A 12,966-nucleotide genomic window follows, 5' to 3' on the forward strand; every position below is an offset into this window, starting at 1 on the left:
GCCGCGTGGCCGCCCGCGATGACCACCGGGTGCGACTCGTCCCGGTCCTTCGCATCCAGCGGGATGCCGGCCAGGTCGAGGGCGGTGAGGAGATTGGTGTAACCGAGTTCGGTGGAGAACGACACGCCGAACAGGTCGAACGCGCCGACCGGGCGGTGCGCGTCGACGGTGAACTGCGGGACGCCGTGCTGCCGCATCAGCGCCTCGAGGTCCGGCCAGACCGAGTAGGTGCGCTCGGCCAGCACGCCCTCCTGCTCGTTGAGCACCTCGTAGAGGATCATGGTGCCCTGGTTCGGCAGGCCGACCTCGTACGCGTCCGGGTACATCAGCGCCCAGCGCACGTCGCACGAGTCCCAGTCCTTGACCGTGGAGTTCAGCTCGCCGCCGACGTACTGGATGGGCTTGCGGACGGACGGCAGCAGCACTTCCAGCTGAGGCCAGACGGACCCTGCGCTCGAGTCGGACCCGGAGTTCATCCGTCCAGGCTACCTGGTGGAGCGCAGCCGGACGTTCTCGAGCAGGCCGACCGCGATGAAGTTGGCGAACATCGACGAGCCGCCATAGGAGACGAAGGGCAACGGGATCCCGGCGACCGGCATGATGCCCATGGTCATCCCGATGTTCTCGAAGGTCTGGAAGGTGAACCAGCCGACCACCCCGGCCGCGAGCAGCAGCGGGAACGGCTCGGTGGCGGCGCGGGCGATCCCGCAGGCGCGCCACAGCAGCACGCCGAACAGCGCGATCATCAGCAGGCCGCCGACCAGACCGAGTTCCTCGCCGACCACCGTGAACACGAAGTCGGTCTGCTGCTCGGGGACGAACTGGCCGTTGGTCTGCGCGCCCTGGAAGAGGCCCTGGCCGAACAGGCCGCCGGCGCCGATCGCCATCCGCGCCTGGTGGGTGTTGTAGCCGACGCCCTGCGGGTCGAGGTTCGGGTCGGCGAACGCGGCGAACCGGTTGACCTGGTGCGCGGCGAGCAGATGCAGTTTGACGACGGCGGCGACCCCGGCGCCTGCCAGGACGGTCAGCAGCACCAGCGCGCGCAGCCGGGCCCCGGAGACGACCACCATGCCGAGCACGGTGGCGACGATGACCATCGTGGTGCCCAGGTCCGGCAGCAGCGCGATGAAGCCCATCGGGACGGCTGCGGCCACAAGCGCGAGTCCGATTTGCCGGGCGGTCGGAACCTCCCCGCCGGGCGTGCGCTCGTGCGTGGTGGTAGTGCGCAGCGGCGCCCGCAGGTCGGCGCCACGGCGCACGGGCGAGCGGGCAGACAACGTCATCGCGACCGCCGTCACCACCCCGACCTTGGCGAACTCGGCCGGCTGGATGGAGAACCCGGCGCCCAGCTCGATCCAGGAGCGGGCGCCGTTGACCGTCGAGCCGAGCGGCGAGAGGACCGCGAGCAGGCCGAGCAGCGCGAAGATGTACACGATCGGCGTCAGGGCACGCAGTCGCTTGTGGTCGAGCGCGCTGACGGCGATCGCGAGGATCACGCCGACGACCAGGTTCAGCAGGTGCCGCTTGAGGAAGTACTGGGGATCCCCGCCGGTCAGCTGGCTACGCGCGCGGGTCGCCGACCAGACCAGCAGCGCGCCGTAGAGGCTGAGCGCGACCGCCGAACCGAACAGCGGCCAGTCGAATCGGCGCAGCGCCCCGCCGCGTCCGGACGCCGAGCGGGCCGCGGCGGTCAGGCGGTTGCCGTACGGGGCGGGCGCTGTGACGACCGGGGGGAGGCCCGCCTTCTCGCCGATGATCATGCGAGGGCTCCGGTGCGCAGCAGGTCGGCGTATCGGCGCTCGGGCAGGAATAGCGGCAGCGGGGCTGGACCCGGACCCGCGTTCGGCATTCCCGTCACGTGGAAGGCGGCGTCGGCGACGGACGGGTTCGGTCCGGTCGCTCCGCTGAGGTCAAAGGCGGCGGACGCGGGCACGGCCAAGGTCCCGTCCGGGTTGATCACCGGCAGGTTGGCCGGCGGGTTGCGCAGCATCGCCGCGTTCGGCACGATCGCGCCGCCCTGCACCCCGTAGAGCGCTTCCTCGATCTTCTCCACCGCCGGGCCGGACGTGATCGCGCCCTGACCGCCCTGCGAGACCATCATCGCGATCGCGTACTGGGGGTGGTTGGCCGGAAGGAACGAGGCGAACACCGATGTCGCCTGCTTCCCGTAGACGTCCGCGGTACCGGTCTTCGCGCCCACCGGGATCTGGTTGAGCGGCCAGCCCCCGTAGACGCCCGACGCGGTTCCCGCCTGCGCGACCCCCTGGAAGGCGTCGATCAGGAAGGAGCGGGTCGAGGGCGAGATCGGAACATGGCCGGTGACCTTGGGCTGGAAGGTCGAGACCACCTTGCCGTCCGGGCTCAGGATCGCCTTCTCCAGGTGGGGCTGGTAGAGCGTGCCGCCGTTCGCCAGGGCCGCGTAGGCGCGGGCCAGTTGCAGAGGCGTGACCAGGATGCCGCCTTGTCCGATCGCCTCGAGGACCGCGTCACCGCCGCGGAACTGCCAGCCGTCGAGGCAGTTCTCGTACGCGATCTGCTTGAGGTACGCGGCGCGCGTCGGGTCGGAGCCGGCGACTTCGGGATAACCGGTCTTGGCCCGGGTGCACCAGGCGCCCTTCATCTTCTGCCAGGTGGCCATTTTCTCCTGGCGGGTCTGCACGTCGCCGGGCGCCTCTCCGGGCAGGTCGATCCCGGTCGCCTTTCCCAGCCCGTAGGCCAGCGCCATGGTCTGCACCGGGTCCGCCGGGTGTGCCACCGGCCGGTTGCCGCCGTCGCGCAGCCACATGTCATAGGCGGCGCGGTAGAACACGGTGTCGCAGGAGACCTCGATCGTCTGCTTAAGGGTGATCGGGCCATACGCCTCGCCCTCGAAGTTGTGGAAGTCCTGCGAGCCGATCGCGAAGTCCGGCGAGCAGTCGTAGGTGCCGTGCGCCGGGAAACCGTCCTGGAGCATGGCCGAGGTCGTCACGATCTTGAAGGTCGAGCCGGGAGCGAACTGGCCCTGATACGCGCGGTCGAGCAGCGGCGTGCCGGCTCCGGGGTCGGTCAGGTGCGCGTAGACCGACGGGCTGATCCCCCCGCTCCACACGGTCGGGTCGTAGCTCGGATACGTCGCCATCGCGACGATGCCGCCGGTGTTGACGTCCACGACGACGACGGCACCGGAGTCCGCGCGGTACGAGTGCTGCGAGTTCTTGTCCCAGCCTTTGCGCGCGTTGTCGATCGCCGCGGCCAGCTGCTGCTCGGCGACTGCCTGAACGCGCGCGTCGAGCGTGGTCACCAGGTCGTCTCCGGGGACGGGCGGTGTGGAGGACACAGTCCGCACCGCGCGCCCCAGATTGTCCACGGACACTTCCTGAACGCCCGAGTGTCCGCGCAGCTGGGCGTCATAGGTCTGTTCTAGCCCTGACCGGCCCACCATGTCCGTCGGTTGGTAAGGCGAGTTCGGCTCGCTCAGCTCATCGGGGTTGACCGGGGAGAGGTAGCCCAGCACCTGCGCGGCCCGCACTCCGTACGGCTCCGGATAGGACCGATCGGCGGCCGGACCGACGACGATGCCCGGGAACTGGTCGCGCTCCTCCATCAGCTTGATGGCGACCGGCGCTGGTACGTCCTGTGCCACCGGAATCGGCTGATAGGGCGTGCCGGTCCAGCAGGGCTGCGAGACCGCCGACGAGCACAGCCGGGACCGTTGCTCGAGCTGGGACGCGGGCACGCCGAGGACTCCGGCCAGCCGCTCCAGCACGGCCCTCCCCTGCGCCGGCTGGTGCATAAGAGTGCTGAGGTCGACGGCTACCTGGAGCGTGGTGTGATTGGTGACCAGTGCGCGCCCCTGGTCGTCGAGGATCGAGCCGCGCACCGCCGCCGTCGCCACGGTGCGCAGGTCGTTGGCCGCGGCGGCCTGCTGGAACTCTGGTCCGCTGCGCACCTGCAGGTACCACAGCCGGGCGCCCAAGGTCAGCAGGAGCGCGAGGACGAGGACCTGCAGCACGCCGACCCGGGTGCGTGCGAGGGCCGGGATGCGTGAGCCGGCAGGTCCGGGGCTGACAGCCACGGTCAAGCCCTCTCTGTCTCGGGGAGCAAGCCGGGGCTGGTGGCGGCGGGACTGGCGAGAGTCGGTTCGCGCACCGAGTTGCCGACCGGGGCGAGCACGTCGGCCCGCGGTCCCGCGGCCCACCGCGCCAGCGCGGCGACGCCGGGCACGACTAGGGGTGTCGCGATCGCGGTGTAGACCGCCGTGGCGGCCATCGCCGTCACCAGGCCGGGCCGGGACAGCCCGGCGCCCTCACCGAGCGCCACGCCCAGCAGCGCGTTGAGACCGGTCGCGGCGAAGGCATAGACCCCGGCGAGCAGGCTGGTGCGCAGAGCAGACCGTTTGATTTCGCGTGCCGCGCGTCCGGCCAGGCCGCCGACCATCGCGAGCACCAGCGCGTGCCGCCCGATCGCGGTGACCGAGGGCGGCGCGAGGTCAAGGATCAGACCGGCGGCGAATCCGCATACCGCGCCGCCGGTCGTACCCCAGGCGGAGGCGAAGGCCAGCACCGCGAGCAGGACCAGGTCAGGTACCGCCGCTGGCAGGCTCAGATGTGGGAGCACGGTGACTTCGACCACGAGCAGGACGATCGTCACGGCGAGCACGAGCACGGAGCGCAGCAGGATTCGCATTGGTCAGCTTCTTGGGGCTGGGACAGGCGGACAGGTGGCTTAGGGCGTTGTGGGGGCCATGGCGTCGCGCGGATCGGTCCGCGGCGGCTGAACGACGATGCCGACCGTGTCGACGGAGGCGACGTCGGCATAAGGGGTCACTAACACCGTCCGGGTCAGCGCCCCAGGTGTCGGCACGACCTGACGCACCGTTCCCACAGGCACGCCAGGTACGAAAGGCGTTCCGCCGGCCGAACCCAGCGTGAGAACCACGGCGCCCGGTTTCACCTGAAGCTGCGGGTCGAGGAACTGGACCCGCAGCGTGCGCGAGTCCTGACCGGTGGCGGTGCCGATGGTGCCGGTCCCGGCCAGGCGCACACCGACGGTGGACTCCGGATCGACGGCCAGCAGCACGGTCGAGGTGTGCGGGCCGACCGTCGTGGTGCGGCCGATCAGGCCGTCGCCGTCGAGCACGGTCTGGTCCGCGGCGATGCCGTCGCGGCTGCCCGCGTCGAGGGTGGCCGACCAGGTTCCATCCTGCGCGGGGGCCACGCCGACCAGCTGCGCCGGGACGGTCTTGAGGCCGCCGAGCGAGGTGAGCTTGAGCAGCTTGTCCAACTGCGCGGCGCGGGCGCGGTCCGCGGCGGAGGTTTCGTCCTGGTTCTTGAGCGCGGAGACCTGCGCGGTGAGCTGCGCGATGCGTTGCTCGTCGGCGGTGGAATGGCCCCAGCCGTCGAACAGCGAACCCACGCCGCGCACGGCCGCTCCCCCGGCGCTCTCAATCGGGCCGATCACCGTCTGTCCGGCGGCGCGGGCGCGGCCGAGCAGACCGGGAGAGCCGGGGCGCTCCCCGTGCGCGTCGACGGTGATCAGCGCGAAGCCGCCGAGCAGCAGCCCGGCCAGGACGATCCTGGTGCGGCGGGTGTCGCGCATATGCCGCCACCCCTCATCGGGTACCCGCTCTCATCGTGCGCGCCCTCTACCGGCGGCTCTGCGTGCCGAGCACCGGCTGCAGCGCGTCGAACTCGTCCACGCACCGGCCCGAGCCGAGCACCACCGAGTCCAGCGGGTTCTCCGCGATCAGGACCGGCATCCCGGTCTCCCGGCGCAGCCGCTCGTCCAGGCCGCGCAGCAGCGCTCCACCGCCGGTGAGCACGATGCCGCGGTCCATGATGTCGCCGGACAGCTCGGGCGGGCACTTGTCCAGGGTGTCCTTGACCGCGTCCACGACCGCGCCGACCGGCTCGTCGATGGCCCGGCGGATCTCGGTCGAGGTCAGCACGATCACCTTGGGCAGCCCGGAGACCAGGTCGCGGCCGCGCACCTCGGCGTGCAGCTCGGAGTCGCTCTCGGCGGCCGACCCGATGGTGATCTTCAGCTCCTCGGCGGTGCGTTCGCCGAGCAGCAGCGAGTACTCCTTCTTGGCGTACTGGATGATCGCGTTGTCCAGCTCGTCGCCGGCGGTGCGGATCGACGAGGCGGTCACGATGCCGGCGTAGGAGATCACCGCGACCTCGGTGGTCCCGCCGCCGATGTCGACCACCATGTTGCCGGTGGCCTCCTGGATCGGCAGCCCGGCCCCGATCGCCGCGGCCATCGGCTCCTCGATCAGGTGCACCTGGCGGGCCCCGGCGGCGTCGGCGGCGTCCTCGACCGCGCGCCGCTCCACCCCGGTGATGCCGCTCGGCACGCAGATGACGACCCGCGGCTGGGCCAGCAGCCTGCGGTGGTGCACCTTGCGGATGAAGTAGCGCAGCATCCGCTCGGCGATCTCGAAGTCGGCGATGACCCCGTCCTTGAGCGGGCGAATCGCGACGATGTTGCCGGGGGTGCGGCCCATCATCCGCTTCGCCTCCGCGCCGACCGCCAGCACCGCGCCGTTGTGGGTGTTGACCGCGACCACCGAGGGCTCGTTGAGCACGATGCCCTTTCCGCGCACGTACACCAGCGTGTTTGCGGTCCCGAGGTCCACCGCGATGTCGCGGCCGACGACCGACATGCCCATATCTCTCCCCTGCTGCCTTCCGCGTCGCGCCCACCACGACATCCGACAGGTGGCCAGGTCGCGTCAGGAACAGATCGTGACCCACCGTGAGGAGCTGCGGACGGTGGGTCATGATTCCGTGGCGATAATAACTGTTGAGATGAGCGCGAACCACGACCGATGAGGGTGGTTCCCTCCACCGCGCGAAGCGGAAACGATCATTCCACCGGACGAGTTACCCCCGCTCCTCGAGGTCGGCCGGAGGCGGCGAAAGATCGCGCGGCCGGGAAACGCTTTCCCCACCGCGCGATCTACAGCCGCCATCAAGCCCCGGTCGACCCCGAGGAGCGGATATGCACCCGTCGCCCGGTTCTGGCACGCCGTCAGCTCTCCTCGGAGCCGATCGGCCCTCCTTCCCCGGTGAGATTCAAGGAGGGGGTTTAGTGCATCTCAGGTAACAGGGGGCATCCTGGTGAGTATGGAGAGTGCAGTCATCGTCGACGTCATCCGCACCGCGTCCGGCAAGGGCAAGCCCGGGGGCGCGCTGTGCGGGACGCACCCGGCCGACCTTCTCGCCGCCGTGCTCAGCGCGCTGGTCGAGCGCAACGGGCTGGACCCGGAACTGGTCGAAGATGTGATCGCCGGCTGCGTGACGCAGGCCGGGGACCAGGCCGCGAACGTCGCCCGCACCGCCGTGCTCGCCGCCGGGCTGCCGGAGTCGATCCCCGCGACGACACTCGACCGTCAGTGCGGCTCAAGCCAGCAGGCAGCGCACTTCGCCGCGCAGGGCGTGATGGCGGGCGCATACGACGTGGTGCTCGCGTGTGGCGTCGAGTCGATGAGCCGGGCGCCGATGACGAGCAACTTCCTCGGCAAGGACCCCTACGCGCCGCTGGCCCGCCGTTACCCCGACGGCCTGGTCAACCAGGGCATCGGCGCCGAGCTGATCGCCGCCCGGTGGAAGCTGAACCGGGACGACCTCGACGCCTTCGCCGCCCTCTCACACCAGCGCGCCGCTGCGGCCATCGCGGCGGGAGACTTCACCGACGAGCTCCTGCCCATCGAGGTGACCGGAGCCGACGGGCAGATCCGCACCCACAGCATCGACGAGACGGTGCGCGCCACGACCACCGTCGAAGGGCTCGGCGCCCTCAAGCCCTCCTTCCACGACCCGGCGCTGGCCGAGCGGTTCCCCGAGATCGGCTGGCACGTCACCCCGGGCAACTCCTCGCCGCTGACCGACGGCGCCTCCGGGGCGCTGATCATGAGCGAGCGGCAGGCGAACCGGCTCGGCCTGCGGCCGCGGGCCCGGTTCCACTCCTTCGCGGTCACCGGAAGCGACCCGCTGCTGATGCTCACCGGCGTGGTCCCGGCCACCCGGAAGGTTCTGGCCCGCAGCGGCCTGACGCTCGCCGACATCGACGCCTACGAGGTCAACGAGGCCTTCGCGTCGGTGCCGCTGATGTGGCAGCAGGAGTTCGACGCCGACCCCGCGCGGCTCAACCCGCGCGGCGGGGCGATCGCGCTCGGCCACCCGCTCGGCGGCTCCGGCACGAAGCTGCTGGCGACCCTGGTCAACCACCTGGAGGCGACCGGCGGGCGTTACGGGCTCCAGACGATGTGCGAGGGCGGCGGCATGGCCAACGCCCTCATCATCGAGGCCTACCAGAGCTGACCGGGCGGCCACCGTGCGCACCGAACTGTACGACGAGGACCACGAGGCGTTCCGGGAGGTCGCCCGGGAGTACATCGCCCGCGAGGTCGCCCCGCACCTGGAGCGGTGGGAGCGGGACCGGCTGATCGACCGCTCGGCCTGGCTCGCGGCGGGCAAGCAGGGGCTGCTCGGGCTCACCGTGCCGGAGGAGTACGGCGGCGGCGGACAGAGCGACTACCGATTCCGGGCGGTGCTGGTCGAGGAGCTGGCGGCGGTCGGCGCGACCTCGCTGCACCTCGGCTTCTCGATCAACGAGGACATCGTCCTGCCGTACCTGCTCGACCTCGGCACGCCCGAGCAGAAGACCCGCTGGCTGCCGGGCTTCGCCAGCGGCGCGACGATCTCCGCGGTGGCGATGACCGAGCCGGGCGCCGGCAGCGACCTTCGCGGCATCCGCACGACGGCGGTGCGTGACGGCGACGAATGGGTGATCAACGGCTCGAAGACCTTCATCACCAACGGCATCCAGGCCGACCTCGTCCTGGTCGCGGCGCGCACCGGGGTCTGGGACGGAACGGTGGAGCTGAGCCTGTTCATGATCGAGGCCGGCATGGACGGCTTCGACCGCGGCCGCAAGCTCGAGAAGATCGGGCTGCACGCACAGGACACCGCGGAGCTGTTCTTCGCCGACGTGCGGGTTCCGGCCGCGAACCTGATCGGCGCCGAGGGCCGCGGCCTGCCGCACCTCATGGCGCGGCTGCCGAAGGAGCGGCTGTCGATCGCGTTCGGCGCGCAGGCCGCGGCGGAGGCGGCGCTGCGCTGGACGGCGGACTACGTGTTCGAACGCCAGGCATTCGGGCGGGCGGTGGCCGAGTTCCAGACCGTCGCCTTCGCGCTGGCGGAGCTGGAGACCGAGGTCGAGGTCTGCCGCGCCTACGTGGACAAGGCGATCCTGGCGCTGAACGCCGGAACGCTCAGCGCCGTGGACGCCGCCAAGGCCAAGTGGTGGGCCACCGACATGCAGAACCGCGTGGTCACCCGCGGCCTCCAGCTGCACGGCGGGTACGGCTACATGCTCGAATACCCGATCGCGCGGGCCTTCGCGGAGGCGCGGGTGCAGACGATCTACGGCGGCACGAACGAGATCATGAAGGAGATCATCAGCCGGGACATCGCCGCCCGGCACCGCAAGAGCTCGCCGTGAGCCCCGCAGCCGACTCGTTCCACCCGCCTGGGTGTGTCAGCCCTGCTCGCCGAAGAACAGCTTGATCTCCCGCTCCGCGGCGGCCGGCGAGTCGGAGCCGTGCACCAGGTTCTGCACGACGGTGGTGCCGATGTCCGTGGCCAGGTCGCCGCGGATGGTGCCGGGGGCGGCCTTGACCGGGTCGGTGGCGCCGGCCAGGGTGCGGAAGGCCTCGATGCAGCGGTGCCCCTCGATGATGACGGCGACCACCGGGCCCGAGGTCATGAAGGAGACCAGCGGCTCGAAGAACGGCTTGCCCTCGTGCTCGGCGTAGTGCTCCTCGACCAGCTCGCGCGGGAGCGAGCGCAGGTCCATCGCGACGACTTTCATCCCCTTGGCCTCGATCCTGCGTACGATCTCGCCGATCAGCGATCGCTTGACACCGTCCGGCTTCACGAGCACGAGCGAGCGCTCCACAGGGGTCGCCACCATCATCTCCACTTCGATCCTCGGTGAACATCCACTTCGATGTTCCACGTGTGTGCTTCTTGCGAAGGCGGCCGCGCGGGCTCACCTCAACCGGCGGCCGATCCGCGCGAGACGGGTCACCGGCGCGCCGCGGCCTTCCAGCGGCCGACCGGCGGGTCCGCCCTCGAAGAGCGACGTTCTTTCGATGGTATGACCCAGATCACTTCAGTCTTACACCAGGGTGGGCCGCCCGGTGCCCGGCTGCCGGGCGTCCGGTCGGGCGTCCTCGTTCCCGGCGTTCCCGGCGGCCGCTGCGTCGTCGAGCCCGGAGTTCTCCGTCTCGGCGACCTCCGTCGTGGCGCCGGTCCGCTCGCTCTCCGCCTGCACGGCCGCCATGCGCTCCGCCTTGATCTGGTCCGCCTTCGCGCCGTAGTGCAGCCCCGCCCACCAGAGCGCGGCGAAGATCGCGCCGAGCACGTACATGTCCGCCACGAAGACCCCGGAGACGATGAAGCCGGCTTGGAGTACCCAGCCGGCGCCGTACGCCCAGCGGAACCGCATTATCCCGGACAGCAGCACCGAGGCGGCGCCGAGCACCACCGCGGCCACCCAGCCGTCCGAGTGGTCGAGCTTGGCCACGACCAGTCCGAAGAACAGGGCGATGAACGCCTCGAAGACGAGGACTGAGGCGGCCATCCGGCGCATCCGCTCGCCCTTTCCGTGAGCTTGGGGGACTACTCCATTGAAGCAGGCGCGCTTCGCGCACCGGGCACTGCTGTCATCTACACCGCCGTCGTCCGCGCAGCCGTCACCTGCGCAGCAGCGTCCCCGCCTCACCCGCCGTGATCACCGAGCCGGTGATCAGCACGCCCGTGCCGCCCAGGGAGGCGTCCACGACGCCCGCCTCCGCGAGCCCCACCGCGCGGTCGATCGCGTCGTCCAGCCGCGGCTCGGCGGTGACCCGGTCCGGCCCGAACACGTCGGCGGCGAGCGCGGCCAGCTCCTCCACCGGCATGGAACGGGGGGTCGAGTTGACGGTGACCACCAGCTCGTCGAGCACCGGTTCGAAGGCTTCGAGCACGCCGCGCACGTCCTTGTCGGCGGAGACCGCGAGCACCCCGACCAGATGGTCGAACGCGAACTCCTCGGCGACCGCCTCGGCAGTGGCCCGGGCGCCGCCGGGGTTGTGCGCGGCGTCGAGCAGGATCGTCGGGCTGCGGCGCACCACCTCGAGCCGCCCGGGCGAGGTCACCGCGGCCAGCGCCTCGCGCACCAGGCCGGGCTCGAGGACGGCGCCGCCCTGCCCGGCGCCGAGGAAGGCCTCGACCGCGGCGATCGCGCAGGCGGCGTTCTGTGCCTGATGCGCGCCGTGCAGCGGCAGATAGAGGCCGTCGTACTCGCCGGACAGACCCTTGATAACCAGCTGCTGGCCGCCGACCGCGAGCTGACGGTCCATCACGCCGAACTCGATGCCTTCGCGCGCCACGGTCGCGTCGACCTCGGCGGCGTGCCGCAGCAGCACCTGCGCGGCCTCGAGCGGCTGCTGCGCGAGGATCGCCAGCGCGTTGGGCTTGATGATGCCGGACTTCTCCCAGGCGATGTCCTCGACCGTGTCGCCGAGCAGCCGGGTGTGGTCCAGCGAGATCGGAGTAACCACGGCCACCCCGGCGTCGATCACGTTCGTCGCGTCCCAGGTGCCGCCGAGCCCGACCTCCACCACGGCGGCGTCCACCGGGGCATCGGCGAAGGCGGCGTACGCCAGGCCGGTGATCATCTCGAAGAAGGACAGCGGATACGGCTGGCGCTCGTCCACCAGGTCGGCGAACGGCTTCATCTCGCGGTAGACCTCGACGAACCGCCGCCGGTCGATCGGCGAGCCGTCCAGGCAGATCCGCTCGCGCACCTCCTCCAGATGCGGGCTGGTGGTGCGGCCGGTGCGCAGGTTCAGCGCGCGCAGCAGCGCGTCGATCATCCGCGCGGTGCTGGTCTTGCCGTTCGTGCCGGTGATGTGGATCGCCGGGTACGCCCGCTGAGGGGAGCCGAGCAGGTCCATCAGGGCCTCGATCCGGTCCCGGGACGGCTCGAGCTTGGTCTCCGGCCAGCGGGCCAGCAGCTCGGCCTCCACGCTCCGGTACTCGGCCTCGATCTGCTCCGCGTTCACGCCGCCACCTCTCGCTCGGACAACGCCATCATCTTCCCCCGTCCGTCATCCCATGTGGCGGCGGCACATTCCAGCTCCACGGCCCAGCTCCAGGGGCCGCCCGTCCCCGCTGCCCGCATGCCCTGTATACGACGGCACATCCCGTCTTCCCCGCACCCCGGCGCCTTTCACCGTGCGGGGCTTGGAAGCCGCTGGCACCTCGGGCAAAAGTACGATGACCTGTTCATAAACGCGGCGCGCTTGATCGGGGTCTGACACCGCGGGCACGGCTTGCCGACTTGCCCATAGGCGTTCAGCGACCGCGAGAAGTAGCCCGATTCGCCGTTGACGTTCACGTACAGCGAGTCGAAGGACGTGCCGCCGACGTCCAGGGCCTCAAGTATCACCTCGCGCACGGCTGCCAGCAGCCGTTCCGCGTCGGGCCGCCGCAGCGTCGCCGTCGGCCGCTCGAAGTGCAGCCGCGCCCGCCACAGCGCCTCGTCCGCGTAGATGTTGCCGACGCCGCTGATCAGGGACTGGTCCAGCAGTGCCCGCTTGATGCCGGTGTTCTTGGCGTGCAGGGCGGCGATGAACGCGTCGTCCGCGAACAGCGGGTCGAGCGGGTCGCGGGCGATGTGCGCGATCGTGACCGGCAGGCCGTCCACCATCGCGTCGAGCGAGAGGCCGCCGAACGTCCGCTGGTCGACGAAGCGCAGCTCCGGCCCACCGTCGGTGAAGGTGATCCGGACCCGCAGATGCGTCTCGTCCGGCGCCTCGCGCGGCTGGACGAGCAACTGGCCGCTCATGCCGAGATGGCCGAGCAGCGCCTCGGCCGCGGGCTCGCTCGCCGCCGTCTCGCCGGCCACCGTCCCAGCGGTCGTCTCACCTACAGC

11 protein-coding genes and 1 pseudogene are annotated in these 12,966 nt (G+C 70.9%); 2 read left to right on the forward strand and 10 right to left on the reverse strand.

The window, feature by feature from the left end:
• The 6 genes and pseudogenes from VGZ32_RS24510 to VGZ32_RS24535 form a co-directional block, all read right to left on the reverse strand.
• Positions 1–476 (reverse strand): annotated as a pseudogene (locus VGZ32_RS24510) (B12-binding domain-containing radical SAM protein); the annotation flags it as partial.
• A 9-nt stretch (positions 477–485) separates the two neighbouring features.
• A complete protein-coding gene (gene rodA / locus VGZ32_RS24515) occupies positions 486–1,760 on the reverse strand; it encodes a rod shape-determining protein RodA (RefSeq protein ID WP_326888542.1) in 1,275 nt (424 codons plus the stop codon).
• Positions 1,757–4,054: a penicillin-binding protein 2 gene (gene mrdA, locus VGZ32_RS24520; RefSeq protein ID WP_326888543.1), complete on the reverse strand. Its 2,298-nt coding sequence runs from the start codon at positions 4,052–4,054 to the stop codon at positions 1,757–1,759. Before mrdA ends, rodA begins: the two co-directional genes overlap by 4 nt.
• A 2-nt stretch (positions 4,055–4,056) precedes the next feature.
• Positions 4,057–4,665 carry a rod shape-determining protein MreD gene (mreD, locus tag VGZ32_RS24525; RefSeq protein ID WP_326888544.1) on the reverse strand — a complete coding sequence of 203 codons (609 nt, stop codon included), beginning with the start codon at positions 4,663–4,665 and terminating at the stop codon, positions 4,057–4,059.
• Between the two features lie 39 nt (positions 4,666–4,704).
• The gene (mreC, locus tag VGZ32_RS24530; protein ID WP_326888545.1) at positions 4,705–5,577 is read right to left on the reverse strand and encodes a rod shape-determining protein MreC; all 873 of its coding nucleotides are present in this window, start codon (positions 5,575–5,577) and stop codon (positions 4,705–4,707) included.
• 46 nt (positions 5,578–5,623) lie between these two features.
• Positions 5,624–6,643 (reverse strand): rod shape-determining protein, encoded by a 1,020-nt coding sequence (locus VGZ32_RS24535; RefSeq protein WP_326888546.1) that lies wholly within the window; start codon positions 6,641–6,643, stop codon positions 5,624–5,626.
• 463 nt (positions 6,644–7,106) lie between these two features.
• Between VGZ32_RS24535 and VGZ32_RS24540 the strand changes: the two genes are divergently transcribed.
• Complete coding sequence (locus tag VGZ32_RS24540; protein ID WP_326888547.1) at positions 7,107–8,303, forward strand: acetyl-CoA C-acyltransferase; 1,197 nt, start codon at positions 7,107–7,109, stop codon at positions 8,301–8,303.
• Between the two features lie 13 nt (positions 8,304–8,316).
• The gene (locus VGZ32_RS24545; protein ID WP_326888548.1) at positions 8,317–9,486 is read left to right on the forward strand and encodes an acyl-CoA dehydrogenase family protein; all 1,170 of its coding nucleotides are present in this window, start codon (positions 8,317–8,319) and stop codon (positions 9,484–9,486) included.
• Between the two features lie 36 nt (positions 9,487–9,522).
• Here VGZ32_RS24545 and ndk read toward each other — a convergent pair whose 3' ends face one another.
• The 4 genes from ndk to mutM form a co-directional block, all read right to left on the reverse strand.
• Positions 9,523–9,960, reverse strand: coding sequence for a nucleoside-diphosphate kinase (gene ndk / locus VGZ32_RS24550; protein ID WP_326888549.1), 438 nt, complete (start codon positions 9,958–9,960; stop codon positions 9,523–9,525).
• A 204-nt stretch (positions 9,961–10,164) separates the two neighbouring features.
• Complete coding sequence (locus VGZ32_RS24555) at positions 10,165–10,629, reverse strand: DUF4233 domain-containing protein (RefSeq protein WP_326888550.1); 465 nt, start codon at positions 10,627–10,629, stop codon at positions 10,165–10,167.
• Between the two features lie 112 nt (positions 10,630–10,741).
• On the reverse strand, positions 10,742–12,094 hold the full coding sequence (gene folC / locus VGZ32_RS24560) for a bifunctional tetrahydrofolate synthase/dihydrofolate synthase (RefSeq protein WP_326888551.1): 1,353 nt from the start codon (positions 12,092–12,094) through the stop codon (positions 10,742–10,744).
• Between the two features lie 167 nt (positions 12,095–12,261).
• On the reverse strand, positions 12,262–12,966 hold a 705-nt coding region (gene mutM, locus VGZ32_RS24565; RefSeq protein ID WP_326888552.1), incomplete at its 5' end, for a bifunctional DNA-formamidopyrimidine glycosylase/DNA-(apurinic or apyrimidinic site) lyase.

It is taken from the genome of Actinocrinis sp., from assembly GCF_035938995.1.
Lineage (GTDB): Bacteria > Actinomycetota > Actinomycetes > Streptomycetales > Catenulisporaceae > DASZGI01.

Excerpts from the sequence above, each read along its gene's own strand:
- rodA (WP_326888542.1), bottom strand. The coding sequence starts at position 1,760 with ATGATCATCGGCGAGAAGGCGGGCCTCCCCCCGGTCGTCACAGCGCCC.
- mreD (WP_326888544.1), bottom strand. The coding sequence starts at position 4,665 with ATGCGAATCCTGCTGCGCTCCGTGCTCGTGCTCGCCGTGACGATCGTC.
- mreC (WP_326888545.1), bottom strand. The coding sequence starts at position 5,577 with ATGCGCGACACCCGCCGCACCAGGATCGTCCTGGCCGGGCTGCTGCTC.
- VGZ32_RS24535 (WP_326888546.1), bottom strand. The coding sequence starts at position 6,643 with ATGTCGGTCGTCGGCCGCGACATCGCGGTGGACCTCGGGACCGCAAAC.
- VGZ32_RS24540 (WP_326888547.1), top strand. The coding sequence starts at position 7,107 with ATGGAGAGTGCAGTCATCGTCGACGTCATCCGCACCGCGTCCGGCAAG.
- ndk (WP_326888549.1), bottom strand. The coding sequence starts at position 9,960 with ATGATGGTGGCGACCCCTGTGGAGCGCTCGCTCGTGCTCGTGAAGCCG.
- VGZ32_RS24555 (WP_326888550.1), bottom strand. The coding sequence starts at position 10,629 with ATGGCCGCCTCAGTCCTCGTCTTCGAGGCGTTCATCGCCCTGTTCTTC.